The 22,996-nt window shown below is 53.3% G+C and carries 19 protein-coding genes; 9 read left to right on the forward strand and 10 right to left on the reverse strand.

Going from position 1 to position 22,996, the window contains the following annotated elements; all coding sequences use genetic code 11:
- Position 1 precedes the first annotated feature (1 nt).
- The 5 genes from A6301_RS06980 to bioH all read right to left on the reverse strand — a co-directional run bounded on the left by A6301_RS06980 (position 2) and on the right by bioH (position 7,982).
- Entirely contained in the window at positions 2–1,747 is a 1,746-nt protein-coding gene (locus tag A6301_RS06980) for an alkaline phosphatase (RefSeq protein WP_107168925.1), read from the reverse strand.
- A gap of 124 nt (positions 1,748–1,871) precedes the next feature.
- On the reverse strand, positions 1,872–2,855 hold the full coding sequence (locus A6301_RS06985; protein ID WP_234257419.1) for a GlxA family transcriptional regulator: 984 nt from the start codon (positions 2,853–2,855) through the stop codon (positions 1,872–1,874).
- 106 nt (positions 2,856–2,961) lie between these two features.
- Positions 2,962–3,576, reverse strand: a complete 615-nt coding sequence (locus A6301_RS06990; RefSeq protein WP_234257420.1) for a LysE family translocator — start codon at positions 3,574–3,576, stop codon at positions 2,962–2,964.
- 145 nt (positions 3,577–3,721) lie between these two features.
- Positions 3,722–6,838 (reverse strand): multidrug efflux RND transporter permease AcrD, encoded by a 3,117-nt coding sequence (gene acrD, locus A6301_RS06995; protein WP_234257421.1) that lies wholly within the window; start codon positions 6,836–6,838, stop codon positions 3,722–3,724.
- Between the two features lie 376 nt (positions 6,839–7,214).
- The gene (gene bioH, locus A6301_RS07000) at positions 7,215–7,982 is read right to left on the reverse strand and encodes a pimeloyl-ACP methyl ester esterase BioH (protein ID WP_234257422.1); all 768 of its coding nucleotides are present in this window, start codon (positions 7,980–7,982) and stop codon (positions 7,215–7,217) included.
- A gap of 83 nt (positions 7,983–8,065) precedes the next feature.
- Here bioH and gntX point away from each other — a divergent pair, with 83 nt between their 5' ends.
- Both gntX and nfuA read left to right on the forward strand, forming a co-directional pair.
- Complete coding sequence (gene gntX / locus A6301_RS07005) at positions 8,066–8,767, forward strand: DNA utilization protein GntX (protein WP_215482684.1); 702 nt, start codon at positions 8,066–8,068, stop codon at positions 8,765–8,767.
- Between the two features lie 60 nt (positions 8,768–8,827).
- Positions 8,828–9,403 carry a Fe-S biogenesis protein NfuA gene (nfuA, locus tag A6301_RS07010; RefSeq protein ID WP_010277845.1) on the forward strand — a complete coding sequence of 192 codons (576 nt, stop codon included), beginning with the start codon at positions 8,828–8,830 and terminating at the stop codon, positions 9,401–9,403.
- A gap of 70 nt (positions 9,404–9,473) precedes the next feature.
- On the opposite strand, the gene malQ is transcribed toward nfuA, so the two are convergent.
- Genes malQ through glpG form a run of 4 tightly spaced genes read right to left on the reverse strand, consistent with a single transcriptional unit; the run spans position 9,474 to position 15,752 of the window.
- Positions 9,474–11,558, reverse strand: a complete 2,085-nt coding sequence (gene malQ, locus A6301_RS07015) for a 4-alpha-glucanotransferase (protein ID WP_234257423.1) — start codon at positions 11,556–11,558, stop codon at positions 9,474–9,476.
- 12 nt (positions 11,559–11,570) lie between these two features.
- A complete protein-coding gene (malP, locus tag A6301_RS07020) occupies positions 11,571–14,093 on the reverse strand; it encodes a maltodextrin phosphorylase (RefSeq protein WP_107168932.1) in 2,523 nt (840 codons plus the stop codon).
- Between the two features lie 42 nt (positions 14,094–14,135).
- A complete protein-coding gene (locus tag A6301_RS07025; RefSeq protein WP_005969330.1) occupies positions 14,136–14,894 on the reverse strand; it encodes a DeoR/GlpR family transcriptional regulator in 759 nt (252 codons plus the stop codon).
- 24 nt (positions 14,895–14,918) lie between these two features.
- Positions 14,919–15,752: a rhomboid family intramembrane serine protease GlpG gene (gene glpG, locus A6301_RS07030; protein WP_107168933.1), complete on the reverse strand. Its 834-nt coding sequence runs from the start codon at positions 15,750–15,752 to the stop codon at positions 14,919–14,921.
- Between the two features lie 203 nt (positions 15,753–15,955).
- Here glpG and rbsK point away from each other — a divergent pair, with 203 nt between their 5' ends.
- From rbsK to A6301_RS07050, 4 genes are all read left to right on the forward strand, one after another.
- The gene (gene rbsK / locus A6301_RS07035; RefSeq protein WP_107168934.1) at positions 15,956–17,167 is read left to right on the forward strand and encodes a ribokinase; all 1,212 of its coding nucleotides are present in this window, start codon (positions 15,956–15,958) and stop codon (positions 17,165–17,167) included.
- A gap of 44 nt (positions 17,168–17,211) precedes the next feature.
- The gene (locus A6301_RS07040; RefSeq protein ID WP_205540439.1) at positions 17,212–18,135 is read left to right on the forward strand and encodes a dihydrodipicolinate synthase family protein; all 924 of its coding nucleotides are present in this window, start codon (positions 17,212–17,214) and stop codon (positions 18,133–18,135) included.
- Between the two features lie 85 nt (positions 18,136–18,220).
- Complete coding sequence (locus A6301_RS07045; protein WP_107168936.1) at positions 18,221–18,703, forward strand: YhcH/YjgK/YiaL family protein; 483 nt, start codon at positions 18,221–18,223, stop codon at positions 18,701–18,703.
- Position 18,704: 1 nt separating this feature from the next.
- Positions 18,705–20,003: an MFS transporter gene (locus A6301_RS07050; protein WP_107168937.1), complete on the forward strand. Its 1,299-nt coding sequence runs from the start codon at positions 18,705–18,707 to the stop codon at positions 20,001–20,003.
- Between the two features lie 42 nt (positions 20,004–20,045).
- Here A6301_RS07050 and glpE read toward each other — a convergent pair whose 3' ends face one another.
- Positions 20,046–20,369 (reverse strand): thiosulfate sulfurtransferase GlpE, encoded by a 324-nt coding sequence (gene glpE / locus A6301_RS07055; protein ID WP_234257424.1) that lies wholly within the window; start codon positions 20,367–20,369, stop codon positions 20,046–20,048.
- 269 nt (positions 20,370–20,638) lie between these two features.
- Between glpE and A6301_RS07060 the strand changes: the two genes are divergently transcribed.
- The 3 genes from A6301_RS07060 (at position 20,639) to A6301_RS07070 (ending at position 22,924) form a co-directional block, all read left to right on the forward strand.
- The gene (locus tag A6301_RS07060; RefSeq protein ID WP_234257425.1) at positions 20,639–21,067 is read left to right on the forward strand and encodes a VOC family protein; all 429 of its coding nucleotides are present in this window, start codon (positions 20,639–20,641) and stop codon (positions 21,065–21,067) included.
- Between the two features lie 203 nt (positions 21,068–21,270).
- Positions 21,271–22,773, forward strand: coding sequence for a glycerol-3-phosphate dehydrogenase (gene glpD, locus A6301_RS07065; RefSeq protein ID WP_234257426.1), 1,503 nt, complete (start codon positions 21,271–21,273; stop codon positions 22,771–22,773).
- Between the two features lie 4 nt (positions 22,774–22,777).
- Positions 22,778–22,924: a hypothetical protein gene (locus A6301_RS07070; protein ID WP_234257427.1), complete on the forward strand. Its 147-nt coding sequence runs from the start codon at positions 22,778–22,780 to the stop codon at positions 22,922–22,924.
- Positions 22,925–22,996: the final 72 nt, after the last annotated feature.

Raw genomic sequence — 22,996 nt, forward strand, 5'->3', positions numbered from 1 at the left:
ATTACTTTTTGTCTTGCGGTTTTACCGCCAGTGCATCAACAATCACGCGGAACAGATCGGTGTTTTCCATGTAGCCACGGATACGTTCTGCACCTGGGCCACTCGCCTGAATCACCATATCGTCAACAGCATGAACACCTGTGTCGGAAGAGCGTGGCAGAATCCCTTCACGGAATACCGCACCCGGCACTTTCTCGTAGGCTTTGTTGGCAACGTACTCATCTTTTTCGTTCTTGATAGCAGGCACGAACTGGCCATCCAGCTTCGGACGGAATGTTTCGTAATAGTCAGGGTAGTTGTTGAAGAATACCGCCAGACGTTTGGAAACGTTCAGATCATCCGGGTAGCCGTCTTTGTTGGCGTCTTTATAGTTCGGATAGCCAGCGTCTTCATACACGCCGACTTTCTCACGCATCTCGGTGCCTGGTTTGCTGTCATCGACCGTACCGATAATAGACAGACCGTGAGTATGGTCACCCGTTACAATGATCATCGTGTCTGGGTTCTTCTCCACGAACTTCTTGGCGATCGCGACAGACTGATCCAGCATGATGGTGTTCGTAAACGCACGTTCCCAATCCAATGGGTGAGAGGCTTTGTCGATCAGCGCGGATTCCACCATCAGGAAGAAGCCATCTTGGTTTTTGGACAGCACATCCAGCGCCGCCTGCGTCATTTCAGTCAGGTCAGGCTGATTAGGGAATTTCTTGGCTACGTCATTTTTCAGGAAACGACGATCCATCACGCCGTCCATATTACCGGTGTGGAACAGCCCCAGCAGCTTGGTAGCCTGTGACGCGTTTTTCTTCAGAGAATCCGCATCGGTAACCAGTGAGTAACCCGCCTGCTGGAATTTCTCAACGTAGTTGGTTTCGTCTTTACGCTTTGATCCCGGCGTGCTTTTCGGCAGGAAGTAGGCTGAACCGCCGCCCAACATGACTGTCGGCTGCACGTTGTAGAACATCTCGACGATTTCAGCTTTATCCGCACGGCGGCGAGTGTGGGAAACCACCGCGGCTGGCGTCGCATCCTGAAGTTCAGCATCACTGACGACGCCAACAGACATTTTGGTAGAACGAGTCAGCAGTTCACCCAGCGTTTCCTGCTTTGGGTGATCCAGTGAATTTTTGCTACGGCTGACGTACACACCCAGCGCATTCACACCGGATTTGTGGCCGGTCATGTAAGCACTCATGGTGTTGGCGCTGTCGGCCGCGATGGAGTCAGTACTGGAAGTACCGCCAAACGCCATATATTGCAGATCATCAATCGCCAGACGACCGTCTGCTTTCCCTTCCGTCACGCCTTTCGACAGGATGCGTGCGCCGGTGCGGTGTGCGACGGACAGGCCATCGCCGATGAACAGAATCACGTTTTTGGCTTTACGCGTACCGGACGCGGAATAAACGTCCCAGCTCACCTGTGTTTTTTTGCCTTTTGCTTCCGCTTCTACCACATACTTGCCTGCTTCTGGCAGGTTCACGTCTCGCAGCCAGATCGTAGAGGCGTTGCCGCCGTCTTCACGCTCAACAAACGAGGCCGTTTTGCCCAGCACCTGCTGGTAATCTTTGCCGTTGATCAGAATGCGAATATCTTCCGGCTTGAGTACTTCATCAAACTCGACTTTAAAATCGAATTTTCCGCCTGCCAGCATCGTGGCGCGGTCAATGGGATAAATGGCCTGAGCCTGCACCATTCCTGGCAGCGCAGCAGAAATCAGTAAAGGCAGTAACCAGCGAGCTTTCATTGTTATGTCCTTGGTTGCGTAGTTTAGCAGGACATAACGTAGTTACCTTTTTTTACAGTTTGATGAATTTCACCATAAATTATTGCATCTACATCTATTTTCAATAACAAATGCAATCTGGCTGTTACGTCTCAAATGCATTCTCCTGACGCCATTTTCCGGGTGTCAGCCCCAGATGCAGCCTGAAAATACGGTTCAGATGGCTGGGATCGGAAAAACCGGTATCTGTCGCAATTTGGGACAAGGTACGAGAAGTACGTAACATCAACCAGCACGCCTGAGCGATCTTCATGTCCATGTATGCCTGCTGGATGGTGCGGCCAATACTCTTTTGCAACGACCTATCCAACTGTCTACGCGACAGGCCGCTGCGCTGGGCAATCTCCTCAGAACTAAGCCGGCTTGCCAGACTCTGGCGCATGATAATCAGCGCCCGCCGTACCGACATCGGCATGGCTTCAAGCTCAGAGCTGTTCCATGTCAGGTTAGACGGTGGCACAAATCCGCCGACCAACATATCTGACAACCCCTTGATAGCCCTTTCCCTGCCCAGTTTTTTTTCCAGAAGAAAGGCCGCCAGCTCGATAGTGGCACTGCCTCCGGGGCAGGAATAGAGGTTCCCTTCTTCCATGACGTTCTTGTCTGTAACAGGAGTAATCGATGGAAACCGCGTTTTAAATTCATCAAAATGACGCCAGTGGACAAGAATACGTTTGCCGGAAAAACCCGTCTCCGCGAGGAGAAAGGCGGCGTTATCGACACTCACGAGGGGGATTTTGCTGCGTCGAAGGTGCCGCAGCAGCGGGAGGTAAGAAGCGGTATCCGATAATATTTTTGCTGGCGTATTCCCACCAAAGATGACGAAATAATCGCAGTTTCCAGCATGGATTTGCCGCGTTGAAACCGCCTGATCCGGTATGAGTACAGCACCACAGCTGGCTGTCACAGGGTGGCTATCCAGCGCAGTCAGCGTCCAGGAACAGGTCAACTGACGGCTATAGTCCTCTTCATCGCTGGAGAACCGCAGCTTGTCAAGAAACCCGCCGACCGACAAAAGAGAAAACCCCGGCATCAGCAGCAGAACAAATTTTACCTGGGGATTGACCATTTTACACCTGCTCAAAAAACGGATCGCGATAGCGCAATCCAGACAGAGATAACCCTATTTTACGCCTCAACAGGGAAAGCGTCTTTCTCAGAACCAGACCCGCCGTTTACTGCATAAACAGCACCAGCCCGCCAACCGTCATAAAGATGGCACCGCAGACCATGCTGAAGGCTTTTCCATGTACCGCGAGATAAGATCGGAACCGTCCCGCTGTCAGAGTGATAGCCAGTTCAACCAGAAATTCCACAGCAGCAAAGGTGGCGACCATCACGACAAATTGCAGCAAGGTGTCCTTTGTCGGATCGATAAATTGAGAGAGAAACGCTCCGAAAAATAAGAAGACTTTCGGATTCGCTCCCGCCGACGCGGCCCCCTGAGTAAAAAGAGATAACCGATTTATCGATGCCGCCAATGGCGCAGATTCACCGATATTCAGCGTCCTTAACCGCCATTGCCTGAAGCCCAGCCAGATAAGATACATGCCGCCAGCAAATTTTATGTAAGTCAGGAAAGAAGGATACATGTTAAGCAACACATCAATGCCAAACAGAGACGCCGTCATCAGCAGTGCGAAGGCCAGTATTCCGCCCAAAATGGTATATAGGGTGATAGCAGGCCCGAACCGGATACTGTGCGTGATGACCAGTAACGCATTCGGTCCAGGGGTCAACGCAAGGCCGCAACAGGCAAGCGCAAAGTAAAACCATACATGCATATCCATAACATCTCCTCTTTTACAGAGGTATTAGAGCGAACTGTTCAGCGTGAAGAAATGAACAGTTCGGACTAAATAGTGTTATTTATGGACACCCAGTCAGCCGCCATTCGGCTAAGTTCATCAAGCCTTCGGCAATGCTACCTGCTCTCTATTCCGAGATCTTATCTCTCAACGGGAAGCGACGGCGCACGACAACAAAGAACAAGGGCACGAAGAAGATGGCGAGGAAGGTGGCCGCCAGCATACCGCCGATCACGCCCGTTCCCACCGCATGCTGGCTGGCCGAGCCCGCACCGCTGCTGGTCGCCATCGGTAATACGCCGAAGATAAACGCCAGCGATGTCATCAAGATGGGTCGCAGACGCTGGCGGGAGGCTTCCAGCGTGGCCTCAACCAGATCCTTCCCTTTCTGGTTCATCTCGTTGGCGAATTCCACAATCAGGATGGCGTTCTTCGCCGATAGCCCGACCACCGTCAGTAGCCCAACCTGAAAATAGACATCGTTTTCCAGACCGCGCGCCCAGGTCGCCACCAGCGCTCCAAGTACGCCCATCGGCACCACCAGCATGACGGAAAACGGCACTGTCCAGCTTTCATACAGCGCCGCCAGGCACAAGAACACCACCAGCAGCGAAACGGCATACAGCGCCGGTGCCTGCGCCCCGCTCAATCGTTCCTGTAAGGACATCCCCGTCCACTCCAATCCAAAACCTTCCGGTAGCTTCGCCACCAGTGATTCCATGATCGTCATCGCCGTACCGGTACTGACACCCGGCGTCGCCTCACCGACAATTTCCAGCGACGAGTAGCCGTTGTAACGCTCAAGGCGCGGCGAACCGGTTTCCCAGACGGTTTGTGCAAACGCGCTGAACGGCACCATCCCACCGCTGTTGTTGCGAACATACCATTTGCTGATGTCATCCGGCAGCATACGGAACGTCGCCGCCGCCTGAACGTAGACTTTCTTCACCCGACCACGGTCAAGGAAGTCATTCACATAGGTCGACCCCCAGCCCGTTTTCAGCGTGCTGTTAATGTCATCCACCGACACCCCCAGCGCCTGTGCTTTGCGCTGATCGATATGAATCCGCAGTTGCGAGCTGTCATCCAGCCCGTTGTGCCGCACGCGCGTCAGTTCGCGGTTGCCGTCAGCCATGTTCAGCAGTTGATCCCGCGCCGCCATCAGCGCATCGTGCCCTAATCCACCACGATCCTGTAACCGCATGGCGAAGCCCGCAGCGCTACCCAATCCGTTAATCGACGGCGGGCTGCTGGCGAATACTCGCGCTTCCTTGATAGTGCGAAATGCTTTGGTCGCGCGTTCGATCACCGCAAACGAGCTGCTCTCTGGCGCGGTGCGTTCATCCCAGTCTTTAAGACGCACAAACAGCCGCGCCACATTCTGCCCGTTACCGCCAGGCCCCGAGCCAATGGTGGAAAACACGGACGTCACCGTGTCCTTTTCCTGAGTGAGATAATACTGCTCGATCTTGTTGACCACCTGTAAGGTCTGCTGTTGCGTCGAACCCGGTGGAAGCTGCACTTGTGTCGTGAACACGCCCCGATCTTCCTGCGGCAGAAACGAGGTTGGCAGCCGGAAAAACAGGAAGGCCATAATCCCGATAATGCCCATATAGAGCAGCAGCCAGCGCCCGCTACTGACCAATATTTTGCCGACGCCGCGCTCATACTTCAGCGACGTGCGGGTAAAGCTGCGGTTGAACCAGCCGAAAAATCCTTTGTGACCGTGGTGTTGGCCTTTGGCAAGCGGCTTGAGCAGCGTCGCACACAGCGCAGGCGTCAGAATCATCGCCACCAGCACCGACAGAATCATTGACGTCACAATCGTGACGGAGAACTGACGATAAATCGCCCCCGTGGTGCCGCCAAAGAAAGCCATCGGCACAAATACGGCGGACAGCACCAGCGCAATCCCGACCAGCGCCCCTTGCACCTGCCCCATCGATTTTCGCGTCGCGTCGCGTGGCGAGAGCCCCTCTTCGCTCATCACCCGCTCCACGTTTTCCACCACCACGATGGCATCGTCCACCAGCAGGCCAATCGCCAGCACCATCGCGAACATCGTCAGTGTATTCAGGCTAAAGCCGAAGGCATACAGCACGGCAAACGTACCGAGCAACACCACAGGCACGGCAATCGTGGGAATCAGCGTGGCGCGGAAATTCTGTAAGAACAGGTACATCACCAAAAACACCAGCAGCACCGCTTCAAACAGGGTTTTCACCACATCGGTGATAGAGGCTTTAACAAAGGGGGATGTCTCGAAGGCGATTTTGGCTTCCAGCCCGTGTGGGAAGTATTGCGATAGCTCCTCGATACGTTCTCTGACGCGTTTATCGGTTTCCAGCTCATTCGCGCCCGACGCCAGTTTTACGCCCAGCCCGGAGGCGGCCTGACCGTTAAAACGGCTGAGAAAATCGTAACGTTCAGAACCCAACTCCACTTCCGCGACATTAGCCAGCGTCACGGCAGAACCGTCTTGATTGACCCGCAGCGTAATATCGCGAAACTGCTGCGGTGTCTGTAACAGGGATTGCGCGTTAATCGTCGCGTTCAGCGCCTGATTATCTACCGACGGTACACCGCCGACTTGCCCTACCGAAACCTGACTGTTCTGCGATTCGATGGCCCGCACCACGTCGCTGGTCGTCAGCGCATAATCCATCAGTTTGGCCGGATCTAGCCAGATGCGCATCGCATACTGTGACCCATAGGAATCAACCTCGCCCACCCCGCTGATGCGGCTGATCGGCTCCTGAATATTCGTCGCGACATAATCGGCGATATCCTGTTTGTCCATGCTGCCATCGGTAGAGACAAACGCGACCATCAGGATATTGGTATCACCCGTTTTACTTACGGTAACCCCCTGCTGCTGTACATCCTGAGGCAGCTTGCGGGTAGCGGACTGCAACTGATTTTGCACCTGCTGACGAGCTTCATCAGGGTCAGTGCCTGCTTCAAAGGTCAGCATAATTCGGGACTGCCCGGTATTGCTGCTGTCCGAGGACATGTACATCAGGTTATCCAGCCCGGTCATGCTTTGCTCGATAACCTGCGTGACGGTATTTTCCAACGTCTGTGCTGATGCACCGGGGTAGTTAGCCGTGATCCTTACGCTGGGCGGAGCCAGATCGGGATACTGTTCTAGCGGTAATGACTTAATCGCCAACATACCGCACAGGCTGAGAAGGATAGCCAGCACCCACGCAAAAATAGGACGGTCGACAAAAAAATTCGCCATCGCTTCTACACTCCTCAGCCATATTTTGATGTGGCTGCTTCATGAGCAGCCTACTTATAATCGAACAGAATCGAGTTCATTCAACCCAGAGAAAACCCTGCATACAAGGTCATGCTGATCGCTTCAGCATGGATTTACTCGCCCAGTTCCTGTGCTCGCCCTGACGGGCTGCCACAAGTGGCATTTAAAATGCGTTTGCATTTTATAAGGGGAAACACGGGGATGAGGTTCCCGTAGGGATGCCTCACACCGTGGTCGCCCCGGTATCTCGAGCTTGAAACGACCGACATTATGCATACAGCGTGCCGAATAACCTTAACTGCCAGCATCGGTTAAATCGTGGAGAAATTGAGGAGAAAATGTAAATTATCGTCGGCTACGCCTGAGCGAACGCGATTATCTGCTCGGAGAAGGCATCCGGATGCGAAATAAACGGCGCATGTGCGGCCTTTGGCATCACCACCGACGTCGAGTTCGGCCACGGGTCATCCAGCAATCCAGCGACCTTGCGCGGCACCAGCCCATCTAACGCACCGTAGAGCCGTAGGAATGGCACGGTCAAGTCGGCTAACGGCTGGCGTAAATCGGCTTCACGTAGAATCGCCAGCCCACCGTTTAACACCTCGACTGACGGCATCGGCTGTTCCAACACCACGCTTTTTAACAGCCTTGCATCCTGCCGTGCGCTCTCCGTTCCCAGCGTTTGCAGCGCCAGAAATCGCTCAACCGTACGCTGAAAATCTTCACTGAGCTGCTGCTGAAACCCCTGCAATACTTCCGGTTTGATGCCCGGCCAGCCCTCTTGTGCACTGAAACAGGGCGACGACGCCACGGTAATCAGCTTGTCCACCCGCGCAGGGGCACTTAGCGCAATTTGGCTGGCAACCAACCCACCCAGCGACCACCCCAGCCAGACGGCGCGATCTGGAGCCTGCGCCAACACGCAGTCCGCCATGTCATTCAGGGACATCGGCCCGAATCCCTGGCTTCTGCCATAACCCGGCAGATCGACCAGATGCAGGCGAAAATGCGGGGCGAGTCGCGCAACCATGCTCTGCCATACCTGCGCATTCAATCCCCACCCGTGCAGCAACACAAGATCCGTATTTCCTGCACCTTCAGTCTGCCAATACAACGCTGCCATCCGTTATCTTCCTTTTTCAGGAACCCCCTTCACGTTTGCATGGGGTCAATATATTTCAGGGAAAACGATCGTTAAGGAAAACAATGTTAACCATCTCCGCACGCTGCTGGCTATGCTTATTGCCGCTTCATCACGGCCAGCAGGGAATTTGCTCGTACTGCCAGCGCCATTTGCCGCGTTTACCTGCCTGCTGCCCGCGTTGTGGTTTACCCTCCAGCGACACAACGCGTCAGTGCGGGCGCTGCCTGCAAAATCCACCGCCCTGGCAATCGATGACCTTTATCAGCGACTACGCGCCGCCGTTTAACGCGCTACTTAAGCATTTCAAGTTTACGGGTAAAACCGAGCTGGCAGCAGTACTTGCGCGACAGCTGTTATTACGCTGGCAGATGGCATACCGCGAGCGAAAGTTCACCGGGCAGGTTCCGCTGTTCCGCCCCGACCGCCTATTCACCGTTCCCCTGCATCGGAACCGCCAGTGGCGTCGTGGCTTTAACCAGACCGAGTTGCTCGCTCACCCTCTCGCCCGCTGGCTGAACTGCGCTTACGATCCACGCGAGTTGCTGCGCACCCGCCGCACGCCGTTGCAGCAAACGCTCAACGCCAGCGCACGGCGCAGAAACCTGAGGGGCGCATTTTCCTGTGATGTCTCGCTGTCCGGGCAACAGGTGGTTTTATTGGACGATGTGGTCACGACGGGCAGTACCGCCGCTGAAATTAGCAGGCTATTGTTAGCTCAGGGCGCAGCAGGCGTTCAGGTCTGGTGTTTGTGCCGAACCTTGTAGTCAGGGGGAGGATGGGCGTATTATAACCGATAAGTGCAGTCAACTATCGAGCTTACTATTATGATCCGTATTACCGATGCTGCTCAGGAGCATTTCCTGAAACTGTTGGCAAAACAGGAAGAAGGCACACAGATTCGCGTATTTGTTATTAATCCAGGTACGCCAAACGCCGAGTGCGGTGTTTCTTACTGCCCGCCGGATGCCGTAGAAGCCAGCGATACCGTACTGAAGTTTGAAAAGATCTCCGCTTATGTGGACGAACTGAGCGCTCCTTATCTGGAAGACGCTGAAATCGACTTCGTGACCGATCAATTAGGTTCTCAGCTCACGCTGAAAGCACCAAACGCGAAAATGCGTAAAGTAGACGACAACGCCCCGCTGATGGAACGCGTTGAATATGTGCTGCAATCGCAGATCAACCCACAGTTGGCTGGCCACGGCGGCCGCGTGACGCTGATGGAAATTACCGATGACGGCCTGGCGATCCTGCAATTTGGCGGCGGCTGTAACGGCTGTTCTATGGTTGACGTCACGCTGAAAGAAGGGATTGAGAAAGAGCTGCTACAAACCTTCCCTGAGCTGAAAGGCGTGAGAGACCTCACCGAACACCAGCGCGGCGAGCACTCCTACTATTAATCCTCTCTCCTGTTGATTTGTCTTTGCTTTTCCTCCCCGACTCAGGGGAGGAAAAGTGTTCGTTTTATTGTTAGGCTTTTTGCGTTTTCATCGGCGCACCGCGGCGCAAATCCACATCCCGAACCAGTCGTTCAAGGCAGCGGTCAGCGAAGATCGATTCCAGCGGACGCGTCAGCTTGCGTCTCCAGTTAGGGTATTCGCGGTTGGTGCCCGGTACATTCACCGGCGTGGCCATATCCAGCCAGTCTTCTAGTTGAAACCCAACCAGTGCGCTGGCGCTATCGGCAACATAGCGATGAACACCACGGCTCAGCGGCGCACCCATTGTCGTCAGCGCAGAGTTGCGGCCAACGCGCTGCGGCAACAGCCCGTAATGGTGTAATGCGTTAAGTAGCCCCTGTTTCGCTTTTTCGCGCTGCTGCATCTGCTCTTGTAACAACGCTTCCACAGGGTACAGCCCTAACTCGCGCCCAAGCGATAAATCCACGGTTTGCCAGTAACCGCGTAGCGTCGGAAGGTCGTGAGTGGTAATGGTTGCCATCGCCTGGCGCGGGTAATCCTCTGGAGGACGAAAGTGGTTCTCTCCGTCCTTTTCAAAAAACAGTACCTTGTAAGAATAGATACCGTAGTCGTGCAGTTTGCTGACAATTTCCGGCGGCACCGTGCCTAAATCCTCACCGATAATCAGGCAGCGATGACGCTGACTTTCCAGTGCCAGTACCGCCAGCAGATCGTCGACCGGGTAATGCACGTAGGCTCCGTTGCCCGCCGACTCCGCCTTCGGTATCCACCACAGGCGCAAGAGCGCCATCACATGATCGATACGCAACGCGCCGCAGTGCGCCATGTTGCTACGTAGTACATCGATAAACGGTTGATAGCCCCGAAGCTGCATCATGGTGGGGTTCATCGGCGCAAGCTGCCAATTTTGTCCCTGTGGCCCAAGCGGATCGGGCGGTGCGCCGATTGAGGCATCAAGGCAATAGAGCTGTCGTTCATCCCAGGTTTCTGCACCGCCCTGTGCGACGCCGACGGCCAAATCGCGATACAGCCCTAACGGTAGGCCAAGCTGTTTGCTGTGCGCGTAGCAGTCTGCTAACTGCTCATGCGCTACCCATTGCAGCCAGCTATAGAACGTAATCTCATCGCTGTTTTCACGACGAAATGCTTTTACCGTTTCACTGTGTACATCATGATAGCTGGCAGGCCATTGATGCCAGTCCGCATAATTCTCGCCCTGTTTTTTCAGGTGAACCTGCAACGCATCAAACGTCGCCTGAAGTTGCAGACTTTGGCCACCGCTGACAACAAACTGACGAAACGCACTAATGCGCGGGTCCAGCGCACTACGAGTCGTAAAATAACGGTACGCCAGCCGTAGGGCCGTCAGCTTAAGCTGCGTCACCGGTTCATAATCAACCCAGCGCCCCGCCCGCAGCGCTGCGATGGCGCTTTGTGTCTCCTCTCGGTGCCACCACGCCTGCGCTTCCCCGCTCTGCTGAAAATCATCAATCCGATTTACATCGATGTAAATAATGTTCAGCCAGTGGCGAGACGACGGGCTGTAAGGGCTCGCCGCCTCTGCCAACGCCGGGTATAGCGAATGCAGTGGGTTCAGCCCCACAAAGGCTCCGCCACGTCGGGCAATCTGTTCTACCAGTTGGCGCAGATCGCCAAAATCCCCTATGCCCCAGTTGTTGTGCGAACGCAAGGTGTAAAGCTGCACGGTCACACCCCACCAGCGTTTTCCCTGTTGTAAAGCTTCGGGTTCATAACAGCGATGCGGTGCAACAATAATCCGACAACTCCAGCGCTGGTCAGCCTGCGTCAGCGTCAGGTAGTGGTAACCCAGCGGCAGCACGCCCGGCAGAGCTAACGTTGAACCACCGGTTATCTGCCCTTGAATTTGACCGCCGTTTTCATACATCAGCGTCCAGAAGAATTCACCGTGACCAGCAAGCTCGATGACCGAATCTCGGCCTTGCAAAAAGACACGGACAGGCGGCAGGGGCGCATTGCCGCTATCAGAAACGTCCATCATCGCCTGAATCTGGTTTCTGACTGCGGCAGCAACAATGTGCTCTTTGCCATAAGCATCGGTATAGCTTTCCGCGATGCCGGTCTGCTGGCTTGCCAGTTTATCCACCTTGAACATCCTCTCCTTTTCCTAATGATGCGCTTGCCAAATACGCGTCTGGTAATCATGAATCGCCCTGTCCGAACTGAACATCCCCATTCTGGCGGTATTCAGCACACAGCGACGCGTCCATTCATCCGGCTCACGATAAAGCGCATCAACACGCTGCTGCACCTCACAATACGGTGCAAAATCGGCCATTAACATATAGGGATCGCCCAGCTTCAGCAGGCTATCCAACAGTGGGGCAAACGCGTTTTTATCCCCCCGGCTGAATGCACCACTCGCTAGCTCATTCAGTATTTCGCGTAGCAGAGGCGTCACAGCAAGATAGTCTGACGGTTCGTAGCCCTGAGCCTGTAACGCTTTGACCTGCTCTACGGTATGGCCGAAAATGAACAGATTGTCCTCACCGACCTGCTGCGCCATTTCTACATTTGCCCCATCCAACGTGCCAACGGTCAACGCGCCATTCAGCGCGAGTTTCATATTGCCCGTGCCAGAAGCTTCCTTACCTGCCGTCGAAATCTGCTCAGAGACATCAGCAGCAGGAATCATCCGTTCAGCCAGAGAGACACGATAGTCCGCCGGGAAGATCACCTTTAGGCGATCGTTAACGCGGCGATCCTGATTAATGACCGCAGCGACCCGATTAATGGCATAAATGATATTTTTTGCTAAGACATAACCCGGTGCCGCTTTGGCACCGAACAGAAAGACGTGCGGCACTATATCCAGATGCGGATTGTCACGCAATTGACGATATAGCGCGAGAATATGAAGTAGGTTCAAATGCTGACGTTTGTATTCATGCAATCGCTTAATTTGCACATCAAACAGCGCCAGAGGATCGATCACAATGTCATACTGTTGGCGGAGATAGCTCGCCAGTTGCGTTTTATTATCGGCCTTGATTTGTCGATAACGCTCACGAAAACCGGCATCGTCAGCATAGGGCTCCAGCCCTTGCAGCGCGGGTAAATCATTTACCCATGGCGTATGTAGCGTGTCATCAATCAACGCAGACAGCGCCGGATTACACTGCTTTAGCCAACGACGTGGCGTAATGCCGTTGGTGACATTGTGGAATTTGGTCGGCCATAGCAGGTGGTATTCGGGGAACAGGTCTTTCACCACCAGTTCCGAGTGCAGCGCCGCCACGCCATTGACCGCAAAGCAGCTCACCACGCACAGGTTTGCCATGCGAATCTGACGCTGGTGGCGAATGGCAAGCTTCGCCCATATCTGCCGATCGCCGGGCCATTGTTGCTCGACCTGCACCTTAAACTGCGCATCAATTTGCCGGACAATCGACAGGTGGCGAGGCAGCAAGCGGCCAAACAGCCGTTCATCCCAGCGCTCAAGCGCTTCCGGCATCAGCGTATGATTGGTGTAGGCAAAGGTGCGTCCGGTTATCGACCAGGCGTCGTCCCAGGCTAGCTGATGTTCATCCAGCAGCAGGCGCATTAACTCAGGGATCGCCAGCGTCGGATGGGTATCATTAAGCTGGATGACTTCATAATCTGGCAGCGCAGACAGCGCACGCCCCGCGCTAAGATGGCGACGCAGGATGTCAGCCACCGAGCAGGCACAGTGGAAATATTGCTGCATCAAGCGCAAACGCTTGCCTGCGGCATGATTATCATTGGGGTACAGCACGCTGGTCAGACTGGCCGCGGAAATACCCGCCTGCGCCGCGCGCAAATAGTGGCCTTCATTGAATAAGGTTAAATCAAACGGATCGCGATGCGTCGCACGCCACAAACGTAACGGCTGCGCGGCACCATTTTGATAGCCAATCACCGGCAGGTCACAGGCTTCGCCTCTGAAAACCATATCCGGTAGCCAGCGCAGGCTACCATCCGTCAGGGGTTGCAGACGTCCGCCGAACCCAACCTCTACCGCCAGCTCAGCACGCGGTAAAAGCCATGGATAGGTGTCACGCTGCCAGTCATCAGCCGTTTCCCGTTGCTGCTCTTGCGCGAAATGCTGACGAAACAGGCCGTACTGGTAATTGAGGCCGTAACCCGTTGCAGGCTGCCCCACCGTCGCCATCGAGTCCAGAAAGCAGGATGCCAGTCGGCCTAATCCGCCGTTGCCTAAACCCGGATCGGTTTCCTGCTCCAGCACATCACTCAGGTTCAGCCCCTGCTCTGCCAGTACGTCGGCGACGGCATCATACCATCCCAGATTCAGCAGGTTGTTGCCCGTCAAACGACCGGGCAGAAACTCCATCGACAGGTAATTCACATGGCGCTGAGGCGAATGGTCAGGGGAAGAGGTTGGCGACGCGGGATGCATCAGCAGTTGTTCCGCTAGCGCGAGACTGACGGTACGCCAGCACTGCACCGGCGTCATCGCTTTCAGGGAAGCGACGCCACCGAGCCGCTGTTGACGAAGCAGCGCAGCGGCAAACTGTGCTGCATCAAAGGCGATAGCAGAGTGATTGGAAGAAGCAGGCTGAGTCAAAAAATCTGACTTTTTTACCGCTCCTGAACGCGTTAAAGAACCTGACTTTTCTGAAGAACCCGGCTTTTTTGCAGAATCTGACATCGTGCCTCCTCCTTTGTCCATCATGGAAAAGGCACATCGGGTTCAACACAACTCCAACTGTACCTTATGCTGTTCAATAATTTTCAGTACGCTGGGTGGTGGTGACTGATCGGTAAAAAGATAGTCGATCAAATCCATGTTGCCCAAGTTCACCATCGCATTACGGCCAAACTTGGAATGATCCGTCACCAGCATCACGCAGCGAGAATTTTCAATAATCGCCCGTTTTGTGCGCACTTCATGATAATCAAACTCCAGTAATGACCCATCCATGTCAATACCGCTGATGCCCAAAATGCCAAAATCCAGACGGAACTGAGAGATAAAATCGAGCGTCGCCTCCCCCATAATACCGCCATCACGGGTGCGTACTTCGCCACCGGCCAAAATCAGGCGAAAATCCTCTTTTGCGGTCAGTAGCGTTGCTACATTCAGGTTATTGGTGACCACGCGCAGATCCTTATGCTGCATCAGCGCATAGGCCACCGCTTCGGGCGTGGTGCCGATATCAATAAACAAGGTCGCCCCGTCTGGAATCTGGCTCGCCACCCGACGGGCAATACGTGCCTTTTCATCCGACCACATCATTTTACGATCGTGATAAGCCGTGTTAACCGAACTGGATGGCAATGCCGCACCGCCGTGGTGGCGATGGATTTTATTTTGCTCGGCCAGATCGTTCAAATCGCGACGAATAGTTTGCGGGCTCACCGCAAAATGATCCACCAGCTCTTCAGTACTGACATACCCCTGCCGACGCACCAGTTCAATAATGGCGTCATGCCGTTGTGTCTGCTTCACATTTATCCCCTAAGACGCCCCGATTTACCGGGGGTTTGTTTTATTATACGTGTCCCAAAAGGCCATCAATAGCCCGACAATCAGCCCTGCCACATGCGCGGCATTCGCTATCGACATACCTAAAATATCGAAATATCCGGCGACCAACCACAGTAAAGCGAAGGCCATCAGGCTGCGCGGCATGGCCAAATAACCGTCAGGTTCTCTTTCCCCTCGTAGCCAGACGTAGCCCATCAGCGCATAAACGACGCCAGACAGGCCACCAAAAGAGGTGCCGCTAAACCAGGACTGCGCCCAGCCGCTGACCAATGCGGAAACCAGCGTGATGACCAGCAATTTTCCGGTACCCAACACTTTCTCAACTGGCCCACCCAGATACCACCACCACATCAGATTGAACAAAATATGCAGCAGGGAAAAGTGCAACAAAGCATGACTGAACCAGCGCCATAGCTGTGCCTGTTGCCCTTCAGCCGGAAAGGCTAGCCAGGCCATCACGCTCTCATAGCCCGAAATCTGCATCAGGATAAACACCGCAATCGTCACCACCATCACGGATAGCGTCAGCGGCCCAGCCTTTTGTTTCAAGGTTTGCAGGAAAGAATAGCGTTGGTATTGAATACCGGTGTCCATCGATCCCGTTTGCCAGCTGGCTGCCAAATAGCGTGGGTTTGTCGGATCGCGCAGAAAAATCTCCAGCGCCTCCTGAACGTTTCTCAGCTGTGTTTCATCGTCTAGCCACAGCTCAGCTTCATGCCCCTGAGGCCGCATCTCCAGATGGATCTGCTGCGTACGCATGTAATCGACAAATGCCTGAGCCAGACGCGGGTTGGAGAGAGCAATAACGCGGATTGGCATGGGTGTGTATCCGTAGCGAATAGATTTACCTAAAAATATCATATTGCTTCGCGGGCAGGGGCGGAAAAAGTAAAAACGGCCTTCTTAACCGATAACATTCTACCAACTTCCGTTTACTTCCGTTTCACCGATCATCCTATGACAGTAGTCACTTTTTAGCCGCAGACTCTCCTTTAGGCTCATAACCAACAACTGAGGTAAGCATGTTTCTAGAAGAAAGACGTAATCAGATTCTGGCCTATCTGGCCAAACATGAACGCGCCAGCGTCGATTATCTGGCAACGGCCTTTGCCGTTAGCAAAGAGACTATCCGCAGTGATTTGAATCAACTGGCACGGTTGAACCTGATTCAACGCTGCTACGGTGGAGCCATGATCGTACGACGTCTCTTACAGTCCGAATTAATCGCCCCGTCTGGTGAGAATTTCGAAGTGCTGCTGAAGCGGTTAGAAAAACAGAACAGACATCAAACCAGCAAACAGAAAGGAAATTCGATGAACGGCAAGGTGTGTATTTTAGGATCGTTCAATGTTGATATCGTCGCCAAGGTGATGCGTTTTCCCAAGGGCGGCGAATCCATCATGGCGCAGGGCAGCGCGATCGGCCCTGGGGGCAAAGGCGCTAACCAGGCAATGGCTGCCAGTCGGGCAGGTGCACAGGTTTATTTCATCGCTAAAGTGGGTACCGACCAATTTAGCCAGTTTGCCTACGATCATTTTACGGCATCAGACATTCACTCGTTCAAGTTGTACCAGTCAGATAGTGAACCTACGGGTAACGCGATCATTTACGTCTCGCAGCAAAACGGCGAAAACATGATCGCCATCCACCCCGGTGCTAACCAAACCATTACCGATGACGAAGTGGCCGCCATTGCGTCAGAGCTCACCACCTCAGACGTGCTGCTGGTACAGTTAGAGAATAACTTTTCTGCAACGCTGAACGCGATCAAGCTGGCCCATACGCTGGGCAAGAAAGTGATTCTTAACCCCGCCCCCTACTCCAGCGAGATTCTGCCCTATCTGGATTATCTCGATGTCATCACGCCTAACGAGACGGAAGCCTCGCTTTTATCCGGCATTGATATTCACGATGTTGACGATGCCAAAGAAGCGGCGCTGAAAATCGCTGCCATGGGAGCCAAACGCGTGATTATCACCATGGGTTCCCGCGGTGCGCTGTTATTGGACGGCAAGCAGTTCCAGCATATTCCTGCCTTTCCGGCACTGGGTGTCGATACGACCGGCGCAGGGGATGCATTCAACGGCGCGTTTGCCGCCGCGCTCGCTAACGGGCAGAACCTGGTGCAGGCCGCCACGTACGCCTCCGCCTTTGCCTCCCTCGCCGTTGAGCGTGAAGGGGCCTCTAACATGCCTGAGCATCAACAAGTTATTGCACGTTTATCGCAACGCTAACGCGGAAAATCGCCCGCAACCGCTGTTTTTTGGAGAATAAAGAAATGAAAACAATTGATGGTATCGTCCCTGTCATGCTGACCCCGTTCACCGAACAGAACGACGTCGATTATCCCGGTCTGGCGAAGCTCATTGACTGGTACATAGACAAAAACGTCGATGCGCTGTTCGCCGTGTGTCAGTCTAGCGAAATGCAGTTTCTCTCGTTAGAAGAACGCGTGGCCGTGGCACGCTTTGTGGTGGAACACGTGCAAGGCCGTATACCCGTGATTGCCTCCGGCCATATCAGCGACGATCTCAACGCACAGGTTGAAGAACTTTCTGCGATGGCGGAAACCGGCATCGACGCACTGGTACTGGTCACTAATCACCTCGATCCACAGAAAGCGGGCAGCGATACCTTCTTTGCCAATCTGAATCATCTGTTGGACGCCCTGCCGAAGACACTGCCACTCGGCCTCTATGAATGCCCAGCCCCTTATCGTCGGCTATTGAGTGATGAAGAGCTGACCTATTGCGCCAATACAGGCCGTTTTGTGGTGCTAAAAGACGTCAGCTGTGACCTGGCTACCGTCACCCGCCGTGTGGAGTTGGTGCAGGGAACGCCGCTCAATATCATTAACGCCAATGCCGCTATCGCATTCCCCGCGATGAAAGCGGGTTCACGCGGCTTTAGCGGCGTGTTCACCAATTTCCATCCTGAACTTTATGTATGGTTATATCACCATCATCAAGAGAACCCTGCGTTGGCAGACGAACTGGCCGACTTCCTGTCACTGGCCGCCGTAACTGAAACCTTGGGCTACCCGAAAAATGCCAAGGTTTACCATCAGCGCCTCGGCACCTTTACCAGCATTCAGTGCCGCGTCAATAAAGATGACGTACTGGAGAAACATTGGGGATTAACCGTCATCCTCGATCAAATTCGGCACGGAACGGAACACTACCAGAAAAAAATCACACGATAAAAATAAGCGTCTATGGGTAACGGGAATAAATAAACCTTCTTGTTACCCTATATAAAAAACCGCATTCACAGGGGAATATTTTATTATGATTATTTGCGATCAGCGCGATTGGGCGCAGGAAAAGCATGCCCTGCACCCTATTATCCAAAAAGGGATTGATTATATTAATCAAACTGATTTCGCCAGATTAACACCAGGGAAATACGATATTATTCCAGGCAAGATGTTTTGCCTGCTGCAAGAAACCGCTACGGTGCCTGCTGCACAAATGCGGGCAGAGTCGCACTTTAATTTTGTTGATATTCAATACCTCATTTCTGGAGAAGAGAGTATTGGTGTGGCGCGTGGCGCCAAAGAGCATACGGTTATCGAAAATAAAGCGGAACAAAACGATATCGTATTTTATACCGACACGCGAAACGAATCCTTTATTCATCTGCTACCCGGAATGTTTGCCGTATTCTTTCCCGAAGATTTACATCGCCCTTGTTGTCAAACGCACGGTGAATCTTTTATCCGCAAAGCGGTAATCAAGATTCACCTCAGCCTGTTTACGGAAAATAAATAAAATGAAACAGACAACTGCCTCATCTACACCTGCTGCTGTAACGCAACCTTCGCAGAAAATATCTCGTCTGCGTTGGAATATTATCTTCATATTACTGATTGCTGCCGTGGTGAATTATCTTGACCGCGCTAATCTCAGTATCGCCAACACCACCATTTCAAAAGAGTTTGGCTTCAGTTCCACACAGATGGGACTCCTGCTCTCCGCATTCTTATGGCCGTATGCCATCGCGAACCTGCCTGCTGGCTGGCTGGTCGATAAGTTCGGTCCGAAAAAAATGTTCTCCTGGGCTCTCGGTCTCTGGTCTGGGTTCACCATTCTGGCAGGCTTCGTCAATGGCTACGCCATGTTCTATGGCCTGCGTATGTTACTCGGGGTGTCTGAATCACCGTTCTTCACCTCCGGAATTAAAATCACCCACCGTTGGTTCCCAAGTAATGAACGCGGCCTACCTACCGCTATCATCAATACAGGTTCGCAAATCGCCAACGCCATTGCGCCACCGATTTTGACCATTCTGCTGTTAACCATGGGTTGGCGTGGCATGTTTATCGCCATTGGGCTGGCGGGTATTCCGCTCCTGCTGGTCTGGATGAAGCTCTACCGTAACCCAACGCCACAGGAAGAAGTTGAAATCCATGGTCCTGTTGCCGCCCCGGAAACGCAAAAGCCAGACGCGCCAAAAGCAAGCTGGGGCTCTCTGTTTAAACACAAGACGACCTGGTTCATGATTCTGGGCAATTTCTCCATCATGTTTACCATTTGGGTCTATCTAACCTGGCTACCCAGCTATCTGGAGCGTTCTCTTGGATTCAGCTTGATGAAAACAGGTTGGGTCGCCTCTATTCCGTTCATGGCTGGTATTTTGGGCGTGCTGTGCGGAGGGATAATTTCAGACCGTCTGATTCGTCGCGGCACCAATACCATTACCGCACGCAAAATTCCTATTGTATGCGGGGCAGCTCTCGCGGCGTGTTGCGTCGCTCCTGTGCCGTTCGTCAGTGACACAACATTATGTATCGCGCTGCTTTCTCTGGGATATTTCTTTTCTCAGATGCCTTCTGGCGTGATCTGGACGCTGGCGACCGATATCGCCCCGAAAGCACAGGTTGCCTCCCTGGGTGCCATCCAGAACTTCGGTGGTTTTCTCGGCGCGGCCAGTGCTCCCATCGTCACGGGTATCATTCTTGATATGACAGGCGCTTTCACCAACGTGTTTATCTTCGGTGCCAGTTTACTTATGCTAGGTGCTATCAGCTACGGCGTATTTGTCAAAAAGCCGTTGCCGGCTGAGCAATAATGGTTCGCCTGCTGCGCCGTCAAACGCAGCAGGTTTCCACTTTCACACTGGTGGTAACACATCCTGCGGGTAACGGTGTTGCCAGGCTTCAAAACCACCATCAATGCTGTACACCGAATCAAATCCCAGGCTAATCAGGTACTGCGCGGCATTGCGGCTGCTAATGCCGTGGTAGCAAATCACCATAACTGGCGCATCGAAGTCAGCACCGCGCACAAAATCAGACAGGCTCTCATTCGTCAGGTGCATCGCGCCGGGAACATGAGCAGTGACAAAGCTCTGTGGATCGCGAATATCAACGACAACGCCCCCTTCCTGCCAGCGGGAATGGGCTTGCTCAATACTAATAGCTTCAAATTGTTCCATCGAAAGTGACAACCTTGTTAATAATAGACAGGATGTTAGTAACAACTGGCGTCATTGTAACCTGCCTTTGGCAGCATAAAACCTATATGATTATAAGGTTATTAAGAAAAACAGCGCTTCGCATAATACGGATCACTTAAGCCCATGATTAGGGGAAACGCAGGGGATGGTTCCCGCAGGGACGCCTCACCCCCGTGGCCGCCCCATATCTCTCGATGCTTAAACGATCGGCATTAGGGCTTCGCATGGCGATAAAAAACGGTAATCCTATGACACAAACCTACTGGAACCGCATGGTACCTGAACTTACCGTGACGGACTTTTCCACCTCTCTGCATTTCTACGTGAACATACTCGGTTTCGCCATAACGATCCGCCGTGAGAATCCAGAATTTGCCTATCTCAGTCTCGGCGAAGCACAGCTAATGCTGGAAGCATTTCACGATGGAGGATGGAACACGGAGGCGCTAATCAGGCCTTTGGGACGGGGTATCAATCTTCAAATTGAGGTGGATGACGTCATGCCGCTACTGGACAACCTGGCACATCATCGCATCCCGCTTTACCGACCGCTGAGAGATAACTATTACACAATAGACGCCAGCGAGAACGCGACAAAAGCCTGCCAGCGAGAGTTTTTGGTGCAGGACCCCGATGGTTATCTCTTACGCTTCAGCCAATATATCGAGCAACCGTAACGCCTACAGGGGCAATATCGTCAAGAAAAGCCCCAAAAACCCGCTAATACCCCTTATTTTAATGTGACAATTATCATCATATTGTTAGCTCCATCACGCATAAATGTTTTTATTTGGTTAACCATTGGCTGATTTGTTTGTTTTCGATTATTATAATGCTCGAAAACGAACATTTTGATTTATTCGAGGGTGGAGGAAGAAACGTGGAAACCAAAGATCTCATCGTTATCGGCGGCGGAATTAACGGTGCAGGCATCGCCGCAGATGCGGCTGGGCGGGGTTTATCAGTCCTGTTGTTGGAAGCACAGGATCTCGCCTGTGCCACGTCCTCCGCCAGCTCCAAGCTGATTCACGGTGGCCTGCGTTACCTTGAGCACTATGAGTTTCGTTTGGTCAGCGAAGCGCTGTCTGAGCGTGAAACACTGCTGAAAATGGCCCCGCACATTATTTTCCCGATGCGCTTTCGTTTGCCCCATCAGCCGCACCTGCGTCCAGCCTGGATGATTCGTATCGGCCTGTTCATGTATGACAACATTGGCAAACGCGTTAGCCTGCCTGCCAGTAAGGGACTGAAATTCGGTGCAGATTCGGTTCTTAAACCTGAACTGAAGCAAGGCTTTGAATATTCGGACTGCTGGGTGGACGATGCGCGTCTGGTGGTGTTAAACGCGCAGGAAGTGACAAAACGCGGCGGAGAAGTCCGTACCCGTACCAAAGTGACCCGCGCTCGCCGTGAACAAGGCGTGTGGATTGTCGATGCCGTTGATTCACTGACCGGCGAAACCTTCACCTGGCGCGCCAAAGGCCTGGTGAATGCAACCGGCCCGTGGGTGAAAGAATTCTTCGATGATGGCCTGCAACTGAAATCGCCTTACGGCATCCGTTTGATCAAAGGCAGCCACATCGTGGTGCCAAAAGTCCATAACCAGCAGCAGGCGTATATCCTGCAAAACAAAGATCACCGTATTGTGTTCGTGATCCCGTGGCAGGACGATTATTCGATCATCGGCACCACTGACGTGGAATACAAAGGTAATCCGCACGATGTGAAGATCGATGACAACGAAGTCGGCTATCTGCTGGATGTGTATAACGACCATTTCAAACAGCAGCTCACACGTGACGATATCGTCTGGACTTATTCCGGCGTGCGTCCGCTGTGCGATGACGAATCCGATTCTCCACAGGCGATTACGCGTGATTACACGCTGTCAGTCGATGATGATAACGGTCAGGCTCCTCTGCTTTCCGTGTTTGGCGGCAAGCTGACGACGTACCGTAAGCTGGCAGAGCACGCGCTGGACAAGTTGCACAAATATTACCCGCAGGCAGGCAAAGCCTGGACGAAAGGTGCAGTACTGCCGGGCGGTGATATTGCTGGCACGCGTGATGACTACGCCGCCGCGCTGCGTCGCCGCTTCAACCTGCCTGAATCACTGACGCGCCGTTACAGCCGTACCTATGGTTCAAACAGCGAACTGATTCTGGCAAACGTGAAAAGCCTCAGCGATCTGGGTGAAGATTTCGGTCATGACCTGTATGAGGTGGAACTGCGCTATCTGGTTGAGAAAGAGTGGGCCGTCACGCTGGACGACGTCATCTGGCGTCGCACCAAACTGGGCATGCGCTTTGATGACGCGCAGAAACAGCGCATCAGCGACTGGTTAGCCAGCTACCGCCAACAGCAAATGGCAAAAGCGGGTTAAAAAAATGGACGAGCATCTCGTCCATATTGTTTCACCTGATGCTGGCGTAAGAATCATGCTGAGGGGTGGGTTAACGCCGAGTGAGCGACAGGACGTCGCGAAAGCCAGTGCCGCGTCGGGAACGCGTCACTGGCGGCTCGGTTCGCGTTAATCCAAGCCCGAAGGTACCGCACAGCGGCATGATTTAGCCAATAAGCCTGGGTACACAGGGCAAGCGGCGATT

This window comes from Pectobacterium sp. IFB5596, from assembly GCF_021432585.1.
GTDB classification, from domain to species: domain Bacteria; phylum Pseudomonadota; class Gammaproteobacteria; order Enterobacterales; family Enterobacteriaceae; genus Pectobacterium; species Pectobacterium punjabense.